At 66.3% G+C, this 18,592-nt stretch carries 16 protein-coding genes; 4 read left to right on the top strand and 12 right to left on the bottom strand.

The genetic code is table 11. The features are described from left to right. Positions 1–26: 26 nt before the first annotated feature. From MWU77_RS09260 to MWU77_RS09270, 3 genes are all read right to left on the bottom strand, one after another. Positions 27–2,012 carry a YhgE/Pip domain-containing protein gene (locus MWU77_RS09260; protein ID WP_247273511.1) on the bottom strand — a complete coding sequence of 662 codons (1,986 nt, stop codon included), beginning with the start codon at positions 2,010–2,012 and terminating at the stop codon, positions 27–29. A 3-nt stretch (positions 2,013–2,015) separates the two neighbouring features. Continuing rightward, entirely contained in the window at positions 2,016–2,798 is a 783-nt protein-coding gene (locus tag MWU77_RS09265) for an ATP-binding cassette domain-containing protein (protein ID WP_240958881.1), read from the bottom strand. Positions 2,799–2,889: 91 nt separating this feature from the next. Then, positions 2,890–4,170: an amidohydrolase family protein gene (locus tag MWU77_RS09270; RefSeq protein ID WP_169686062.1), complete on the bottom strand. Its 1,281-nt coding sequence runs from the start codon at positions 4,168–4,170 to the stop codon at positions 2,890–2,892. 185 nt (positions 4,171–4,355) lie between these two features. Here MWU77_RS09270 and MWU77_RS09275 point away from each other — a divergent pair, with 185 nt between their 5' ends. After that, complete coding sequence (locus MWU77_RS09275; RefSeq protein WP_169686060.1) at positions 4,356–4,997, top strand: hypothetical protein; 642 nt, start codon at positions 4,356–4,358, stop codon at positions 4,995–4,997. 18 nt (positions 4,998–5,015) lie between these two features. Here MWU77_RS09275 and ligA read toward each other — a convergent pair whose 3' ends face one another. From ligA to MWU77_RS09315, 8 genes are all read right to left on the bottom strand, one after another. Continuing rightward, the gene (gene ligA, locus MWU77_RS09280; protein ID WP_169686059.1) at positions 5,016–7,118 is read right to left on the bottom strand and encodes an NAD-dependent DNA ligase LigA; all 2,103 of its coding nucleotides are present in this window, start codon (positions 7,116–7,118) and stop codon (positions 5,016–5,018) included. A gap of 36 nt (positions 7,119–7,154) precedes the next feature. Then, positions 7,155–8,183 (bottom strand): methionine synthase, encoded by a 1,029-nt coding sequence (locus MWU77_RS09285; protein WP_247273512.1) that lies wholly within the window; start codon positions 8,181–8,183, stop codon positions 7,155–7,157. Then, a complete protein-coding gene (mnmA, locus tag MWU77_RS09290) occupies positions 8,180–9,271 on the bottom strand; it encodes a tRNA 2-thiouridine(34) synthase MnmA (RefSeq protein WP_169686057.1) in 1,092 nt (363 codons plus the stop codon). Before mnmA ends, MWU77_RS09285 begins: the two co-directional genes overlap by 4 nt. Next, entirely contained in the window at positions 9,268–10,506 is a 1,239-nt protein-coding gene (locus MWU77_RS09295) for a cysteine desulfurase family protein (protein ID WP_169686831.1), read from the bottom strand. The genes mnmA and MWU77_RS09295 overlap by 4 nt, the downstream gene beginning before the upstream one ends. Positions 10,507–10,547: 41 nt before the next feature. Beyond that, a complete protein-coding gene (locus tag MWU77_RS09300) occupies positions 10,548–11,438 on the bottom strand; it encodes a 1-acyl-sn-glycerol-3-phosphate acyltransferase (protein ID WP_169686055.1) in 891 nt (296 codons plus the stop codon). Then, positions 11,435–12,256 (bottom strand): GNAT family N-acetyltransferase, encoded by an 822-nt coding sequence (locus MWU77_RS09305; RefSeq protein ID WP_247273513.1) that lies wholly within the window; start codon positions 12,254–12,256, stop codon positions 11,435–11,437. Before MWU77_RS09305 ends, MWU77_RS09300 begins: the two co-directional genes overlap by 4 nt. A 135-nt stretch (positions 12,257–12,391) precedes the next feature. Next, positions 12,392–13,348 (bottom strand): electron transfer flavoprotein subunit alpha/FixB family protein, encoded by a 957-nt coding sequence (locus MWU77_RS09310; protein ID WP_169686052.1) that lies wholly within the window; start codon positions 13,346–13,348, stop codon positions 12,392–12,394. Between the two features lie 48 nt (positions 13,349–13,396). Then, positions 13,397–14,182, bottom strand: a complete 786-nt coding sequence (locus MWU77_RS09315; RefSeq protein ID WP_169686050.1) for an electron transfer flavoprotein subunit beta/FixA family protein — start codon at positions 14,180–14,182, stop codon at positions 13,397–13,399. Positions 14,183–14,355: 173 nt separating this feature from the next. Between MWU77_RS09315 and MWU77_RS09320 the strand changes: the two genes are divergently transcribed. Genes MWU77_RS09320 through MWU77_RS09330 form a run of 3 tightly spaced genes read left to right on the top strand, consistent with a single transcriptional unit; the run spans position 14,356 to position 18,001 of the window. Beyond that, positions 14,356–15,189 (top strand): bifunctional 2-polyprenyl-6-hydroxyphenol methylase/3-demethylubiquinol 3-O-methyltransferase UbiG, encoded by an 834-nt coding sequence (locus MWU77_RS09320; RefSeq protein WP_247273584.1) that lies wholly within the window; start codon positions 14,356–14,358, stop codon positions 15,187–15,189. Further along, on the top strand, positions 15,186–16,733 hold the full coding sequence (locus MWU77_RS09325; protein ID WP_240958880.1) for a glycoside hydrolase family 57 protein: 1,548 nt from the start codon (positions 15,186–15,188) through the stop codon (positions 16,731–16,733). Before MWU77_RS09320 ends, MWU77_RS09325 begins: the two co-directional genes overlap by 4 nt. After that, positions 16,730–18,001 (top strand): glycosyltransferase family 4 protein, encoded by a 1,272-nt coding sequence (locus MWU77_RS09330; RefSeq protein ID WP_169686046.1) that lies wholly within the window; start codon positions 16,730–16,732, stop codon positions 17,999–18,001. The genes MWU77_RS09325 and MWU77_RS09330 overlap by 4 nt, the downstream gene beginning before the upstream one ends. Before the next feature lies 1 nt (position 18,002). Here the strand turns inward: MWU77_RS09330 and MWU77_RS09335 are convergent, their stop codons facing one another. Then, positions 18,003–18,572, bottom strand: a complete 570-nt coding sequence (locus tag MWU77_RS09335; protein WP_247273514.1) for a GNAT family N-acetyltransferase — start codon at positions 18,570–18,572, stop codon at positions 18,003–18,005. Positions 18,573–18,592: the final 20 nt, after the last annotated feature.

The raw sequence follows: 18,592 nt of genomic DNA on the forward strand, positions 1-18,592 counted from the left end.
TTTCGTCTGAACCGATCACGCTGCGATCAGACCTCGATCGGCGGGTAGAGCCTTTCCATCGTGTAGCGGCGATTACGTCGAACGGAGAGCGCGCTCGCGGACAAGGACACGAGCAGGATCCCTGTGAGGACGGCAGTCGCGATCCACAAGCGCGAATCGATCTGGTCGGCCACCGTGAGCTGGCGCAAGCCGTTGACCGTGTATGTCATCGGGTCGAAGGGATGGATGTACTGGAACGGTGTCGCTGTGGTCGGCACGGGATAGATGCCACCGGCGGACACGAGTTGCAACATCAGGAATGCCAGGGTGACGACACGTCCGACCGCCACTCCGAATACCGCGTTGAACGCCTGGATCATCGCCAAGTAGGTCGCGGACACCAACATCAGGAACAGGATCGTTCCCGCCACGTGCTTCACGTCGAGCCCGACACCGAAATGAACGACCGTGTACATGACCACCACCTGGAGCACACCGACGAGCAACGCGGGCCAGTACGACGCCAGAACCGTCCGGTACAGCCCGACACCCGCGACTGTCGGCCGTGACTGCAGCGGAGTCAGCAGCATCCAGGTGATGATACCGCCGACGAACAGCGCCAGCGAGAGGAAGAACGGAGCAAACCCGGTGCCGAACGTCGATGCTTCGTTGGTCGTGTGCTGCTGCAGCGCGACCGGCGTCGACAATGTGTCCGCCGTCGCGGTGCGTTGTTGATCGGTCCAGCTCGGTACCTGCTGCGCCCCCTTGGCGAGCGCATCAGCAAGTTCATGCGAGCCGGACTGCAGTTCGACCATTCCAGAGGAGAGCTGTCCGGCACCGTCCGACAACTGGAAACTGCCGTCGGTCAGCTGAATCAGGCCCGAATGCAGCGTTGCCGCACCCGAATTCAGCTCGTTCACACCACTGCGCAGCTCGCCGACCTCGGCCGCGAGCCCGCCGCCCTGGAGCATCGCCAGACCGCTCTGGAGGGGACTGTTCGGATCGTTCAGCTCATATTCCAGAGCCCGCGCATCCCCCTGCAGTCGTACGATCTCGGCGCGCAACGCCTCGGTATCGGAGACCACCTCCTGTGCAGTGAACGGCGTCAATGCGGTGATGGCCTGCTGGACGATCGGGTCCGAACTCTGCCCCAGGATGTCGATGACCTGTTGAACCGCGATCCCCGCCGAGGCCTGCGCCGGTTGAGGTATCCGGTCTTCCAGCGCGACGATCGATGCTCGAAGCTGTGAGGCCTGACTTCCAACGTTCGACAACTGCCCGCTGTCGAGAGCGTTCAGGAGTGGACCGGTGACACCGTCGATCGCGGTGGCGAGCTGATCCGCACCGGCAGCCAGCTGAGCCGACCCGTCGCGCGCGGTGACCATGTTGTCGGCGAGTTCGGTGGCGCCCGCGTCGAGCTGATCTGCCCCTTCCGTCGCGGTGTCGACTCCCGAAGCGAGCGTTCCCGCGCCGGTGGCCGCCTGCTTCAGGCCCGAGCCCGCAGTTTCCAGCCCGGTGAGCACCTGCCCGACGCCCTGGGCGCCGATCGTCGAGTTGACCTGGCTGATCACCTGTTCCGACGCATCCTGGCCGATGATGGTCGCGAGGTAGTTGTTGGCATCGTTGAAGGTGAAGGTCAGATTCGCCTTCTCGGGATTGCTGCCGTTCGGCGACTCCACCGCCGCAGTGAAGTTCTCCGGAATGGTGATCGTGTAGTAGTACTTTCCGCTCGCCAGACCGTCGGTCGCATCGCTCTCCGACACCTCGTGCAGATCGAGCTGCCCGGACGCGATGAGCGACTCGACGACCTGATCACCCGCGTCGACCTGCTGACCTGTTGCGGAAAGCCCGGTGTCGTTGTTGACGATCGCGGCCGGAATCTTGTCGACCGCACCGAACGGGTTCCAGAAGGCCCACAGATACATGGCGCCGTACAGAAGCGGCATGAGGATGATCGTTGCAATAGCGATACGCGGCATGGTGCCGCGGAAGTACCGTTTCGAATCACTACCGAGGGAAACTCCTGCCAGCATCGGTCACCTACCTTCGGTCATGACGCCGATGTCGCCCGGTCCGAGGAGTCCGTGCAGGTCGACCACCGCCCGCACCCCCGAATCCGGCTTCTGCGGGTTCACGTCGGCGGTGATCACCGATTGCTGCTCTCCGAGGGCGACGAGTCGCTCCAGCAAGGTCTCGCGCTCCGCATCGTCGGCGATCTTGTCGATCCGTCCCACCACCAGAAGGGGCGGTCGGTGGGTATTGGCCACCGCGATGCGCAGCAGTAACTGCGCAATCTCCGGCAGGTCGTCGACGAACGCGTTGAGCGGTGGAATCGGTACGTCCCCGAAGACCTCCGAGCACATGTCGGCGACGCCCTCCTCGTCGACGCGCGGAACGAACTTGTACCACGGTGAGTTCCAACGTTTCTGCTCGGTCACGAGATCACGCACGGTGACGGACGGCTGGACCTCGTCGAGTTCGTTCATGCAGGCGATGGCAGAACGGGCGAGCACCTTCCTCGGCTGGTTCTCGAAACCGAGGACGGTAAGAGATCCCCGCGTCAGCCGCATCCTCCCGCACAACGCCATCAGCAGCGCCGTGCGCGCGGCGCCGGCCTGCCCCGCCACCACCGTCACACCCCCCTGATCGATATCCAGGTCGAGGGGGCCGAACACGTGCCCCCACGGACCGTGGAGTTCGATGGCTCGCGCGGACACGAGACTGCCCGGAATGTGCGTCCATTCGGACCGGTCCACGTCGAACGCGCCGGGATCGTCGTATTCCTCGGCTCCGGATTCTTCGAGATTCGTTTCGGCCAAAGCTCATCCCACATTCCGAGTCATGTTCATCGATGTCCGGACATCCCCGGCCGTGCACTCACGAAGGGACGTCATATACCGAGACCCCGCTTCAGAGCTGGTTCTTGACGATCCGGCCGTTCTTGACGATCACGGATAGATTCTTCTCGGGATCCGCCAGCAGTGTCAGGTCATCGAGGGGATTTCCGTCCACGAGCAGAACGTCGGCCCACGCGCCCTTTCGGATCACCCCGAACAGGGCCTGCCGATACGGGTCCCTCTCGCCGGCGAGGCGGAACAGTTCCGCGTTCCCCGACGTCAACATCCTCAGGGACTCGAGGTTGGTGTAGTGGTCACCGAGCCGGGCTGCCATCTCGCTCTGCCGAGGAGCGATCTGCGGCTCGAGCAGCAGGTCGGTGCCCCACGCCGTCTTGACACCGTACTTCTTCGCCCACTCGTAGACATGGTCCACTCCGGTGCAGATCTCCCGATCCTTCTCCGCGCGATCAGGGTCGGGATAGTGGTGGTCGCCCAGCGCAAACGGCTGCATCGACAACCACACCTCCTTTTCCGCGATGAGCGCGATGGTCTCTTCGTCCGCGAGGTGGCCGTGCTCGATGGAACGGACGCCCGCCGCGAGCGCCCGCCGGATCCCGGTGACGTTGTAGACGTGGGTCGCTACGTAGGTGCCGTAGTCGGTCGCCGCGTTCACCGCGGCCCGAAGTTCCTTGTCGATGAACTGAACCGTGTACAGGGGGTCGTACATCGAGGCCGCCCCACCACCGACCATCAGTTTGATCTGGGACGCGCCCTTCTTCAGTTGTTCTCGCACGCCGGCGAGAACCTGATCCTCTCCGTCCGCGACCCGCATGAACCCGATCTGCTCGGCGCGGCTCTGATCACCACCGAATACCGTCGGGCATTGGTAGACGAACCCGAAGTCACCGTGCCCGCTGGTCTGAGAAAGCGCCGCCTGGGAGGGGTAGATCCTCGGCCCTTCGAACAAACCGCGGTCGATCACCGACTTGATGCTGGCGGTATCACCGGCCATGTCCCGCACCGCGGTGAAACCTCGGTGCAACATGTTCTTCGCCTCCGCGAGGCCGTTCAAGGCGATATGAGCCTCGGAACCCATCACCATGTCGACGTAGGAGTTGGCGTTGCCGACGAGGTGGACATGAGCATCGCTCATCCCCGGCATCAACACTCGATTCGCCCCATCGACGACGATGGTGTCGCGACCCGGTTCGTCGCCGATCGGCGAGTCGGACACCGCGCTGATGGTGTCTCCGTCGATCAGCACATCGCCACCGAGCAAGTCACCGGAGTGACCGTCGAACACGCGAACATTGCGAAATAGCAGACGATTGTCGAAATCGGGGGTTGCCGTCATGAGCCGGACGCTAATCCGGATATTCCCGGCGCGCGCCCGATCCAACCGACGGACACGGAATTCACCCCACCACTTCACCCTCATCGCCCTCACCGCGGAGAACCTTTCCCGAACAGGGACTTTCGGCCCGGATCGGCCTCCTGATATCCCGCGTGTCGTGCGGAACAGTGTTCTACACTGCCGCCATGCTGATCCGCCCGACATTGCGCGTGCAGTCATGGGGATTCGTTGTCGGCGCTTTCCTGTTCGCGCTCGGTTCCGCGCCGGGAATCTCGAGTGCGCTGGGGACTGCCGGTGCAAATACTTCGTTCTTCGTCGGCTCGTGGTTCTTCACAGGCGCAGCGTTCGTCCAGCTCATGCTCAGCGGCGCCGCGACCGTGTCGGACAAGCAGGGCGTCGGAATTCGCGCCGAGTGGCTCTCGGCGATGATCCAGTTCCTCGGAACTCTTCTGTTCAATGTGAGCACCGGCGCAGCTCTGCACGCGCACACAGTCAAGGGCGAAGAGCATTTGGTGTGGAACCCGAACCTCGAAGGGTCACTGTGCTTTCTCGTCTCGAGCGCGCTCGCCGTACTGATCCTGTGGCGCGAGAAGGGATACTGGTTGCCGCGGTCGAAGGACTGGCAGAGCGTATGGCTCAATATGCTCGGGTCCATCGCCTTCGGTGTGTCGGCGGTCGGCTCGTACGTCCTCGATACCGGTAACACACTCGACCCGAGCCTCGCCAGTATCGGAACGTTTGTCGGTGCCCTGTGTTTCCTTGTTGCGTCGGCGGTCTTTCTGGGCAGCCGGAACGCACCCGAGCCGACCCGATCAGTGGCCACCTGAAGTCTCGCGACCCCGGAGTCAGGCCTCGGCGTCGCCGAGCGAACCGAGGACTGCCCCTGGCCCTTGCTCGAGCAGGACACGGAATGCGTCCTCTTCCAGAATCGGGATGCCCAGATCCGACGCCTTGTCGGCCTTGGATCCAGGATTATCACCGACCACGACGAAGGCGGTCTTCTTCGATACCGAGCCCGCTGCCTTCCCGCCCCGCACGAGAATCGCTTCCTTGGCCTCGTCGCGTGAGAGCCCCGCGAGAGTGCCCGTCACCACGATCGACATTCCCTCCAGGGTGCGCTCGATCGATTCGTCGCGCTCGTCCTCCATGCTGACACCGGCGTCGGCCCATTTGTCGACGATCGCCACGTGCCAGTCGACGGTGAACCATTCGACGACGGCAGCAGCGATGGTTCCGCCGACACCTTCGACCGCGGCGAGTTCGTCGAGGGACGCCGACCGGATTCGGTCGAGACTCCCGAACTCGGTGGCCAGGGCTCGGGCCGCGGTGGGCCCCACGTGCCGAATCGACAGTGCGACGAGGACGCGCCAGAGCGGTTTCTGCTTCGCATTGGCGAGGTTCTGCAGCAGACGCTCGCCGTTCTTGGACAACACACCTTTGCCGGTCTTGAAGATGGATGTGCGCATCAGATCGTCGGCGGTGAGTGAGAACAGGTCGCCTTCGTCTCCGATCGCCTCGGACTCGAGCAAGGCTGTTGCCGCTTCGTACCCGAGAGCCTCGATGTCGAAGGCACCGCGGCCGGCCACATGGAAGACCCGCTCGCGCAGCTGGGCCGGGCAATACTGCTGGTTCGGGCAGCGAAGGTCGACGTCGCCCTCCTTCGCCGGGGCCAGAGGAGTCGAGCATTCGGGGCACTCACTGGGCATCACGAACGGGCGTTCGCTGCCGTCGCGCAGGTCGACCACAGGCCCGAGGACCTCCGGGATCACATCACCGGCCTTGCGCAGCACGACGGTGTCGCCGATCAGGACACCTTTGCGTCGGACTTCGGACGCATTGTGCAGAGTCGCGAGCGACACCGTGGATCCGGCGACCGTGACCGGCTCCATATACGCAAAAGGTGTCACGCGGCCGGTGCGCCCGACACTGACCCGGACGTCGAGCAATTTGGTGGTGACTTCCTCGGGCGGGTACTTGTAGGCGATCGCCCAGCGTGGAGCACGTGATGTCGACCCGAAGCGACGGTGCAGTGCCATCTCGTCGATCTTCACGACGAGACCGTCGATCTCATGTTCGACGTCGTGGCGGTGCTCGCCCCAGTACTTCATCCGGTCGATCACCGCGTCGGCGCCGGTGACCCGCAAGGTGTGCGGTGAAACAGGTAGGCCCCAGGCCGCGAGCGCATCGTAGGCATCGGATTGAGATTCGGGACGGAACCCTTCGATCCGGCCGAGGCCGTGGCAGATCATGCCGAGTCGGCGCTTCGCCGTCACCGCCGGGTTCTTCTGTCGCAACGACCCCGCAGCCGAGTTCCGGGGGTTGGCGAACGGCGGCTTTCCCTCGGCTACGAGGCCGGCGTTGAGGGCCTGGAAATCCTCGAGCCGGAAGAACACCTCGCCGCGCACTTCGAGGACCGAAGGAATCGGGTATTCGTCTGTACCGGTGAGTCGTTCCGGGACGGAGTCGATCGTCATGGCGTTGAGGGTGACCAGTTCGCCGGTGCGCCCATCTCCACGCGTGGCTGCACGAACGAGCCGTCCGTCCTCGTAGACGAGGTTCAGTGCGACGCCGTCGATCTTGACCTCGCACAGGTAGTGCAGATTCGATCCCGCCTCGGATTCGACGCGTGAGAGCCAGGCGCGCAGTTCGTCCTCGTCGAAGACGTTGTCGAGGCTGAGCATGCGTTCGAGATGATCGACCGCCGTGAAGTCGGTGGCGAAACCGCCACCGACAAGCTGGGTGGGCGACTCGGGGGTGCGCAGGTCCGAGTACTCGTCTTCGAGCGCGTCGAGTTGCCCGAGCAGCTGATCGAATGCACCGTCGGAGATGATCGGAGCGTCGCGCACGTAGTAGCGGAACTGGTGCTCACGCACTTCCTCTGCGAGCTGCTGCCAGCGCTCGCGCACTTCGGGTGGAGCTGTGTGGGCCACGTCCGTCGGTTCACTCACAGCTTGTAAGCCTAGTCGAGGGGACCGACGATCCCGTCAGAGCGATTCGGGATCTTCGGAGAATGCTGCGGAGATGTCGCTCGCCATCCGGAGCGCCGTGCGGGCCCACGCGGGGTCGGCGCCGGCGAGACCGCACGCCGGCGTCGCCGACACCGACCGCAGCGTCGTGCGCGAGAAACCCAGCCGGTCGATCAACGCGACTGCGGGCTCGGCAAGTTCCCTCCAGGTCGGAATCTTCTCCGGGGCGACCGTCGGAACGAGGCCCATCAACAGAATCGTGCCCGAGTCGAGCAGTTCTCCTACCGGGTCGAGCTCGGCCCGTGTGAGCTGCGCGAAGTCGAACGAAACGGCTGCTGCCTCGCTGCGCCGGAACAGGTCTGCGGGAAGTCCGCCCGAACAGCAATGCACCGCCGCCGGGGAGCCGAGGCCACCGAGTGTCGTATCGAGAACCTGCTGAATCTCTGGTTCGGGCACGGCAGGTACGGTTTCGAGCATCGTGCGCCCCTGCAGTGTGCCCGCGAGGACCGCGGGCAAGGCAGGCTCGTCGATCTGAACGACGACGGAGACGCCCAGACGCCGGTGGAGCTCCGCCGAGTGCCGCGATATACCTTCGGCCAAGGACTCCGACAGGTCTCGTACGGCGCCCCGGTCGACGAGAGCACGTCGACCTGTCGCCAGTTCGGCGTGCGCGGCAAGAGTCCACGGGCCGATCGACTGCACCTTGACGGTGCGATCGGCGCCGGCGCCCGCGAGTTCCCATGCTTCTTCGAACGCGTCGAGATCCTGCTTCAGCAGGTCTTCGGCGATACGTGCGACCGCACCACGCCCGGCGCGCAGGCGGTAGCCAGTGGTCGTGGTGTCGAGGTGCATGTCGACGAGCAGAGCACTCGCACGACCGATCATGTCGGCACCGAGTCCCCGCGCGGGCAGTTCCACCAGGTGCGGCAGTGCAGGGAGTTCCCCGACGATCACCGCGGCGGCCTCACGAGCGTCGGTGCCCGGCCATGAGCCGATTCCGGTGGCCAGGCCCGCCCAGGGGTTCACGTGTTCCCGCTCTGTCGTCACTGGTCTCCGGTCGCTCGGGTCGCCGCGATCGTGCCGCTCCCGAGGACGATGTCGCCGGCCGGGTCCGGTCGATAGAGAACTGCGGCCTGGCCTGCCGCGACACCGGTCAGGGGTTCGCGAAGCGAAATGTCGATTCCGCCGGCGACGTCTTCGGCGACCGCTGCCGCGAGACCGCCGTGCGCACGTACCTGCACGACGCATTCGATCGGCCCGGCCGGCGCGGAACCCGCTGTCCACACTGCCCGTTCGGCCCGGATCGACGACACCTGCAGGCGTTCGGCACTTCCCACCTTCACGGTGCCGGTCTCGGGTTCGATCTCGGTGACGTAGCGAGGGCGACCGTCAGCACCGGGGCCCGCGATCCCGAGGCCCTTACGCTGGCCGATCGTGAAGCCGTGCACCCCTTCGTGTTCGGCGAGAACGTCGCCCGAGTCGGCGTCGACCACCGCACCCGGTCGGACACCGATCCGCGCCCCGAGGAAGGCGCGGGTGTCGCCGGAGGGAATGAAGCAGATGTCGTGGCTGTCCGGCTTGTTCGCCACCGCCAGGCCACGCTCCGCGGCCTCTTCACGGATCTGCTCTTTCGGGGTGTCTCCGACGGGGAACATTGCACGCGAGAGCTGTCCGGCGGTCAGCACTGCCAGTACATACGACTGGTCCTTGTCTGCGTCGACTGCGCGACGCAGGACACCGTCGGCGAGTTGCGCGTAGTGACCGGTCGCGACCGCATCGAAGCCCAGGGCGACAGCGCGATCCGCCAAAGCCGAGAACTTGATCTTCTCGTTGCAGCGCAGGCACGGGTTCGGGGTCTGCCCCGCGGCGTAGGCGGCAACGAAATCGTCGATCACGTCCTCTTTGAAGCGATCGGCGAAATCCCATACATAGAAAGGGATTCCGAGCACATCAGCAGCGCGGCGCGCATCGCCCGCGTCTTCCTTCGAGCAGCACCCGCGCGAGCCCGTACGCAGCGTGCCCGGCGCCGCGGACAGCGCCAGGTGCACACCGACCACGTCGTGTCCGGCATCGACAGCACGGGCCGCGGCAACCGCCGAATCCACACCGCCGCTCATTGCCGCAAGAATCCTCATTCTCGGTCACCTCCTCGTCTGCCGACGCTCGCCATCCCGGCGGCGCGCGCCCGCTCCACCACCTGCGGCAGCGCCGCGAGCAGAGCATCGATATCATCTTGGGTTGTAGTGTGCCCCAACGAGAAACGTAAGGATCCGCGCGATACGACAGGGTCACACCCCATCGCTACCAGCACATGACTCGCCCGCGCCACGCCAGCGGTGCATGCCGAACCCGTCGAACATTCGATCCCGGCGGCGTCCAGCAACATCAACAGCGAATCGCCTTCACACCCGGCGAAGGTGAAATGCGCATTACCCGACAACCGATCGGCGCCGACGGGACCGTTGAGCGCCGCGCCGGGAACCACTCGCTCGACACCGGAAATGAGCGCATCCCGTAGGGATTCGAGTTCTGCAGTACGCGAGGATAATTCGGCAGTCGCGTATCGAAGGGCGGCGGCCATGCCCACGATCGACGCGGCGTCCTGTGTCCCGGACCGCACGTCTCGTTCGTGGCCGCCACCGTGCGCAAGCGGCACACACGGCACTTGCCTGCCGAGCAGCAGCGCACCGACGCCCTGAGGACCGCCGAACTTGTGCGCAGCCACGGTCAGGGCCGACAACCCGCTCGCTGCGAAGTCGACGGGCAGGTGCGCGACCGCCTGGACCGCATCGCTGTGGATCGGGACACCGAACTCTGCGGCCACCGCAGCGAGCCCGGCGATCGGCATCACGGTGCCGACCTCGTTGTTCGCCCACATGACCGTGACGAGCGCGACCTCGTCGGCGTGGGCCTCGAGCGCTTCCCGTAATGTGCGCGGATCCACGCGCCCGACTTCGTCGACGGGCAGCCAGGTCACGTCCGCACCCTCGTGTTCGACGAGCCATTCGACGGCGTCGAGCACGGCGTGGTGCTCCACGGCGCTCGCGATGATGCGGCGGCGCCGCGCGTCCTGCGCACGCCGGCCCCAGTAGATGCCCTTGACGGCGAGATTGTCGCCCTCGGTACCGCCCGAGACGAAGATCACCTCGGACGGACGCGCACCGAGATCCGCCGCGATCGACTCGCGGGCCTCCTCGATACGGCGCCTGGCGGCACGTCCGGAACCGTGCAGGGACGATGCGTTTCCGACCGTCGCGAACACTTCCGTCATCGCCTCGATCGCCGCGGGCAGCATGGGCGTGGTCGCGGCGTGGTCGAGATAGACGGTGGTCTTCGAGGTGCCGGACGGACCGGCGGCGGGCAAGGTCATGACCGATCCAGGATAGCCGGTGGATCGGGCGACTGTTGCGGTCACCTGGGTGACGGTGCGCTCACCTCCGTGTCCGCGCTCGGCGCCTGTTCGGGCACTGCTGCCCGGACCAGGTGCGGGACGCCGTCCCGTCCGGACGACCGTACCGCCCGTTCACACCGGGCAGCGAGGTCGCGGCGATCGGAACCCGGCCACTCGAGCGGTGCCACCGTCACCGACGCGACCAACCCGCGCGAGCGCACGAGCCGGGCGATCGAGGCTCCGATCGTCTCCTCACCCACAAACGCAGGCGCGGCGGTCCGCACGCCGGTGTGGTCCAGGTACGCGAACCCGATCGGCTGCACCGGGCACTCCGCATCGATCGCGGCTTCGAAGAGCGCTGAGCGAAACCCTCCGTAGGCGCGACCGCACCAGGTCGTCCCCTCGGGGAAGACCGCGACACGCTCACCGGCTTCCAGTCGCGTGCGGACGACGTCGACGACACCGGGCAGAGCACGCAGGCGTTCACGTTCGATGGGAATCACGCGCATTCGCCGCGCCAGCGACCCGAGGGTGCCCCAGTCCAGCAGGTCGGCGCGCGCCACGAACCCGGCTGGAGAGACGGTCATGATCACCAGCACGTCGATCCACGACACGTGAGGGGCCACGACGAGGAGTCCCCCCTCGTATCCGCGCCTGTCGCGTTGGTCCGTGACGGTCACGCGCATTCCCACGCACCGCAGCAGGCCGCGAGCGCCCGCGCGCAGGATCGCCTCTCGTGCAGAGGCCGGGGCGAGCCGGGTCGCTGCGAGAATCGGGGCGCAGGCCAGGAGCACCACGACGCTGAACGCACGCATGACGACGATCGGCCACGCGACGCGACGTGACGCCGCGGGAAGACAACCCTCGCCGCAGGGGCTCGCCGGCATCCACGCGTGCGCGCGTGTGGTCATGCTTCGCTGCTTTCCGCGGCGCTCCGAAGGCGCTCGAGGTAGCGGATGTTCGCGTCGTGCAGGCTCAGCATTGCGACGAAGTCCGCTACGCCGAAGCCGGGATCGTGTGCGGGTTCACCACAGATCCGGGCGCCGAGTCGTAGATATCCGCGCATGAGCGGCGGAACGGTCACCCGCGCGGGCTCGTCGACTTCGTCCAGGCATCGACCGTCGACGGTCACCGGGTTCAAGGGACGGACCCGTCGTTCGGGCTCGATGCCGTGACGTGCGAGCACCATGTCGCGCACACCCCGCACGTTTGTTCCCACAGCCTCGCCGGGGTGGAGCTGCATCGGCACCGAGACGCAGCCGATGACCCGATCGTGGCCCGTCAGCTCCAGGTAGCGAAGAATCCCGGCCCACATGAGCGTCAGGACGGATCCGGAACGGTGGGCTGCATCGACGCACGCGCGACCCATCTCGACAGCACGCAGACCGTGAGGGTCGAGGGCTGTGAGGTCGAACTCGGTGGCGGTGTAGTAGCCGCCTGCCTCGAACGCGGCGCGCGGCGGCAGCATCCGGTAGCAACCGACGAGTTCGCCGGTGCCGTTCTCGTGCGCGAGCAGGTGGTCGCAGAAGTCGTCGAACGGGTCGGCGTCGAGGTCGCTGCCGTCCGCGGGTAGTGCGAAACCGGGTTCGGCGGCGAACACTCGGCGCCGTAGCCGCTGCGCGGCTTCCCGGTGGTGTCCCTCGGTGGAAATACTCAGGGAGTATCGCGGACCGGACAGCACCGGAACCGTGGATTCTCGCGTGTGTGACAGCACCGCTGTTGTGGTCATGGTGCAGGTGTAGCGCGGCGGTGCGGCACGTCGGCAGCGGTGCGGTGTCTCGTTCGTGAACAGGGTGGAACAACCACGCGGCCCCGCCCCGGGAGTCCGGGAGGGGCCGCGTGGAGTACTACGCGAAGGACCTTCTCAGCCCTTGTGCTTCTTGATTGCCTCGGTCAGCTGCGGTGCGACGTTGAAGAGGTCGCCCACGACGCCGTAGTCCGCGATCTCGAAGATCGGGGCCTCTTCGTCCTTGTTGACCGCGACGATGGTCTTCGAGGTCTGCATACCTGCGCGGTGCTGGATGGCACCGGAGATGCCGAGCGCCACGTACAGCTGCGGCGAGACGGTCTTGCCGGTCTGGCCGACCTGGAACTGGCCCGGGTAGTAGCCGGAGTCGACAGCGGCGCGCGAGGCACCGACTGCGGCACCGAGCGAATCGGCGAGCTCCTCGACGACCGAGAACTTGTCGGCACTGCCGACGCCGCGGCCACCGGACACGACGATGGACGCCTCGGTGAGCTCGGGACGGTCGCCACCGACGACGGGCTCACGCGAGGTGACCTTGACGGCGTTCTCTTCCTGCGCCGGAACCTCGACGTCGACGCGCTCTGCGGCACCGGCCTGCGGAGCGGACTCGATGGCACCCGGGCGAACCGAGATGACCGGAACCTCGCCGTTGGCCTTGGCGTCCACGGTGAACGCGCCACCGAAGATCGAGTGGACTGCCGAACCGTCGGCCTTGACGTCGACGACATCGACGAGCAGGCCCGAGCCGATACGCGCGGCGAGACGGCCGGACACCTCCTTGCCCTCGACCGATGCTGCGGTGAGGACGGCGGCGGGGCTGGTGGACTCGACGAGGGCGGCGAGAACGTCGACCTTCGGGGTCACCAGGTAGCCGTCGACGAGGTCGGACTCGGCGGCGTAGACCTTGGCGGCACCGGCCGCGGCGAGCGCTTCCTGCAGCTTGTCTGCGGTGCCCGCAGGGCCTGCGACGACGGCGGACGGCTCACCGAGTGCGCGTGCGGCGGTGATGAGCTCGACGCTGACCTTCTTCAGTGCACCCTCGGCGTGCTCGACGAGCACGAGTACTTCTGCCATTGCTTGCTTCTCTCCCTAGATATGTCTGCTGTGTGCCGTGGGGCGCGATCAGATGATCTTCTGGCCGACCAGGTACGTGGCGATCTGGTTGCCACCCTCGCCCTCGTCCGCGACGCGCTCACCCGCGGTGCGCGCGGGCTTCGGCGTGACACCGGTGACGGTGGTGGCAGCGTTGGCGACACCGAAGATCTCCGGGTCGAGACCGATCTCGGCGAGCGTGAGGGTCTGCACTTCCTTCTTCTTCGCGGCCATGATGCCCTTGAAGGACGGGAAGCGCGGCTCGTTGATCTTCTCGGTGACCGAGATGATGGCGGGCAGCGGAGCCTCGATGCCGAAGAGGCCCTCGTCGGTCTCGCGCTCGCCGGAAGCCTTGCCGTCGGCGACGGTCAGCTTGCGCAGGTGGGTGAGGTGGGGCAGGCCCAGGTACTCGGCGATGATCGCCGGCACAGCACCAGCCCGGCCGTCGGTGGCTTCGTTACCTGCGATGACCAGCTCGACGCCCTCGATCTGACCGAGCGCAGCAGCAAGCGCGTACGAGGTCTGGATGGCGTCCGATCCGTGGAGAGCGGGATCGTTGAGGTGGATGGCCTTGTCAGCACCCATCGACAGCGCCTTGCGGATCGCATCGGTGGCGCGGTCGGGTCCGGCCGTGAGGACGGTCACCTCGCCGCCGTCGCGCTCCTTGATGAGCAGGGCTTCTTCGACGGCCCGCTCGTTGATCTCATCGAGCACGGCATCGGCTGCTTCACGGTCGAGGGTGAAGTCGCCGTCGGTGAGCTTGCGCTCGGACCACGTGTCGGGGACCTGCTTGATCAAAACGACGATGTTCGTCATGGGTCTACGTCGACCTCCTGTGTAGCTGCTTCGGATCGGAGAGGCGATGCCTGAACCGACTACTCGTGCCTGTCGCACGCTGCGTGCGTCAGGTTACCAAACGCTAAGTTACCGGGTGGTAACTTAGCAGAATTCACGGTTCACCATAACTGCAGACGAGGAGCGAGATGGCTGTGATCTGGACCACCGAGTCCGACGCCACACACGGTGGGTCTACTCTCGGGGCGGTGAGCGACTCCACCGTCCGCGCCGACGGCGCGCAACAGCTGCCACTGACCGGCGAACGGACCGTCCCCGGCATCGCCGAAGAGAACTATTGGTTCCGCCGCCACGAAGTGGTCTACTGCGACCTGCTTCCGCGATGCGCCGGCCGCACCGTCCTCGAAGCCGGTGCAGGCGAGGGGTACGGAGCCGACATGATCGCCGACGTCGCCACACGTGTCATCGGACTCGACTACGACGAGAGCGCTGTCGCGCACATACGCGCCCGCTACCCGCGCGTCGACATCCGCCAGGGCAACCTCGCGGACCTCCCCCTCGACGACGCCTCCGTCGACACTATCGTGAATTTCCAAGTCATCGAACACCTTTGGGACCAGGATCAATTCCTCCGCGAATGCCACCGCGTCCTGACGCCCGGAGGCGAGCTGCTCATCAGCACCCCCAACCGCATCACCTTCTCCCCCGGGCGCGACACCCCGCTCAACCCCTTCCACACCCGCGAACTCGACGCCACCGAGCTCACCGAACTCCTCGTGGACGCGGGCTTCCGCGTCGAACTCGTCACCGGGGTCCACCACGGCAGCACTCTGCGCGCACTCGACGCCAAATACGGCGGCTCGTTCATCGATGCGCAGATCGAACGCGCCCTCGCCGGTGAGCCGTGGCCCGACGAACTCACCACCGACGTCGCGGCCATCACCTCCGACGACTTCGCGCTCTACTCCGAGAACATCGACGACAGCCTCGACCTGGTCGCGATCGCGGTGAAAGATCCCGCCCCATGAGATCCGCACGCGAACCCGGGATGTTCGCCCTGGTCCTCCACTCTCATCTGCCCTGGCTCGCAAACCACGGCCGGTGGCCGGTCGGCGAAGAATGGCTGTACCAGTCCTGGGCAGCGACCTACCTTCCCGTTGTCGACGTCCTGCGCCGCCTCGCCGACGAGGGACGCACGCGGCTGCTGACCCTCGGCATCACACCCGTGCTCGCCGCGCAGCTCGACGATCCACACAGCCTCACCGGAATGCACCACTGGCTCGGCAACTGGAAGCTGCGAGCACACGAGGCGGCCGCAATGGCCGAACAGTCCTATCGCGCACTCGGCGCGCGAGAACATCGGGCTGCCGACCAGGCACTCGAAACCTTCGAAACCCAGTGGCGCCACGGCGGATCACCCGTCATCCGCAGCCTCATCGACGCCGACACGATCGAACTCCTCGGCGGACCGCTCGCGCATCCGTTCCAGCCGCTGCTCGATCCCCGACTCCGGGCGTTCTCGTTGTCCGAAGGGCTGGAGGACGCACGCCGACGGTGGCAACACACCCCACGCGGAATCTGGGGGCCCGAATGCGGATTCACCCCCGGCATGGAAGAAGGCTACGCAGCAGCGGGTGTCGAGCACTTCATGGTCGACGGGCCCGCACTGCACGGCGACACCGCACTCGGACGGACCGTCCGCGAGTCCGAGGTCGTGTGCTTCGGCCGTGATCTGCAGGTCTCCTACCGGGTGTGGTCTCCGAAATCCGGATACCCCGGGCATTCGGCGTACCGCGACTTCCACACCTACTGCCACGACACGGGTCTCAAGCCCTCACGCGTGACCGGACGTACTGTCGCATCGGAGGACAAAGCCCCCTACGACCCCGACCTCGCATCGGCGGCCCTCGATCGTCACGTCGCGGATTTCGTCGACACCATCCGAAAGCGCCTGCGCAGCGAATCTGCCCGAATCGGACGCGACGCCCTCGTCGTCGCCGCGTTCGACACCGAACTGTTCGGGCACTGGTGGTACGAAGGACCAATCTTCCTGGAACGACTACTGCGCGCCCTTCCCGAAGCCGGGATCGACGTCGGCACCCTCGGCGATGCACGCGACCGCGGATACGTCGGCGGACCGGTCGATCTCGAGGACTCGTCGTGGGGATCGGGAAAGGACTGGCGGGTGTGGGCCGGGGATCAGGTCTCCGATCTCGTCCACCTCAACGACGAGGTCGTCGCCACGGCACTCGACACCATCGACAAGTCTCGCGACGCACTCGGATCGAACGCCCCGGCCTTACGGAACCGGGTGCACGACCAGATTCTGCGTGAAGCACTGATGACCGTTTCGAGCGACTGGGCATTCATGGTCAGCAAGGACACCGCTGCCGGCTACGCGCGCGACCGCGCCCACAAGCACGCCCATGCCACACGTGAGATCGCGGCCGCGGTCGCGGAAGGCCGTACTGCCGCCGCGACCCGACTCGCCGACGCATGGAACAGAGCAGACAATCTGTTTCCCGGACTCGACGCGCGGCGCCTTCCCGGACGACACGGAGGTCCCCTGTGACAACGACGAACGCTCGCCGGCTCAAGATCCTCCTCGTGTCATGGGAATACCCCCCGGTCGTGGTGGGCGGACTCGGCAGACACGTGCATCATCTGGCGACCGAACTTGCCGCAGTCGGACACGAGGTGGTGGTGCTGTCACGCCGCCCCACGGGCACCGACGCATCGACCCATCCGACGATCACACACATCTCCGAGGGCGTCCTCGTCGTCGCCGTGGCCGAGGACGCGCCGCACTTCGAGTTCGGCACCGACATGCTCGCCTGGACACTCGCGATGGGCCACGCGATGGTCCGCGCAGGAGTCGGGCTCAGCCGCGGTGGCATCGGCGACGGCTGGCAACCCGACGTCGTGCACGCGCACGACTGGCTCGTAGCGCACCCCGCAATCGCCCTTGCCGAATACTTCGACGTTCCATTGGTTTCCACCCTCCACGCCACCGAAGCGGGCCGGCACAGCGGATGGCTGTCGGGTCGCATCAACCGGCAAGTGCACTCGGTGGAATGGTGGCTGGCCAACGAATCGGATGCGCTTATCACGTGTTCGGCATCGATGCGGGACGAAGTCACCGAACTGTACGGTCCCTCGCTGCCCAAGATCTCGGTGATCCGCAACGGCATCGATATCACCACCTGGTCCTACCGGGAACGGCAACCCCGGACCGTTCCGGCACAACTGTTGTACGTCGGCCGACTCGAGTACGAGAAAGGTGTGCAGGACGCGATCGCGGCGTTGCCGAAGATCCGGCGCTCACATCCGGGCACCACGCTCGTCGTCGCCGGTGAGGGGACCCAGTTCGAGTGGCTGCGTGAACAGGCACGCCTGCACCGGGTGGCGCGGTCGGTGTCCTTCGTCGGCAACCTCGACCACACCGAACTGCTCGGCTGGTTGCACGGCGCCGACGCCATCGTCCTGCCGAGCCGCTACGAGCCGTTCGGCATCATCGCCCTCGAAGCGGCAGCAGCGGGCACTCCGCTCGTCGCGTCCACCGCAGGCGGCCTCGGTGAAGCGGTGGTCGACGGCGCGACGGGATTGTCGTTCCAGCCCGGCGATGTCGCAGGTCTGGTGTCCGCGGTACGTGAGACCCTCGACGATCCGGTCGCAGCGCAGGAGCGGGCGCGTGCAGCACGTGAACGACTCACCGACGACTTCGACTGGGGCGTGGTCGCCGAGGAGACCGTCGAGGTCTACGCCGCCGCGAAGCGCCGGGTCCGGCATCCGATCGCGCGGCCGACGATCCCGCAGCGTCCCCTGCCCGATCGCGGCTGAGCTACACGCCGTCCTCGTCGAGGCGCAGATCCCTGCGGTAGGTATCGACCTCGCAGGGTACGGCGAGCATGGCGACGAGTTCCGGGTGCGCCGCGTCGACGGGGCCGGTGTGGACCGGCCGGTATCCGAGCGCGGTGTACCACCGCGCCAGAAACCGCTTCGACGGCAACTCGGTGTCGCGGGGACGGATGATCTCGAGTTGCATCACGTCGCAACCCGCTGCTGCACAACGCTGCTCGGCGAAATCGATGAGTCTGCGCCCGATGCCGTGCCCGCGGAAGCGGGGCGCGGCGGCGAGCATCCCGAACTCCGCAGTCGCAGCGTCGAGCCGGACCACCCGTATGCACCCGACGAGCGTGTCGCCGAGCCACGCCGCGATCATCTCACCGGCCCGGATCATCCCGTCGACCTCCGAGCTACTCGTACGGGTCGTCCCGCTCGTCCACATCCCGTCTTCCGCGACCGCGTAGACGGAATTGACGAGGTCCGCGACCGTTGCAGACACTTCGGTACCCGCACCGGCATGCAACTCGGTGATCCGCACCGCCTGCATCGTCACCTTCTTCACCACACCTCGATTCCGCTGGCCCG

Origin of the sequence: Rhodococcus sp. F64268 (assembly GCF_023015605.1) — a bacterium.
Taxonomy (GTDB): domain Bacteria; phylum Actinomycetota; class Actinomycetes; order Mycobacteriales; family Mycobacteriaceae; genus Rhodococcus.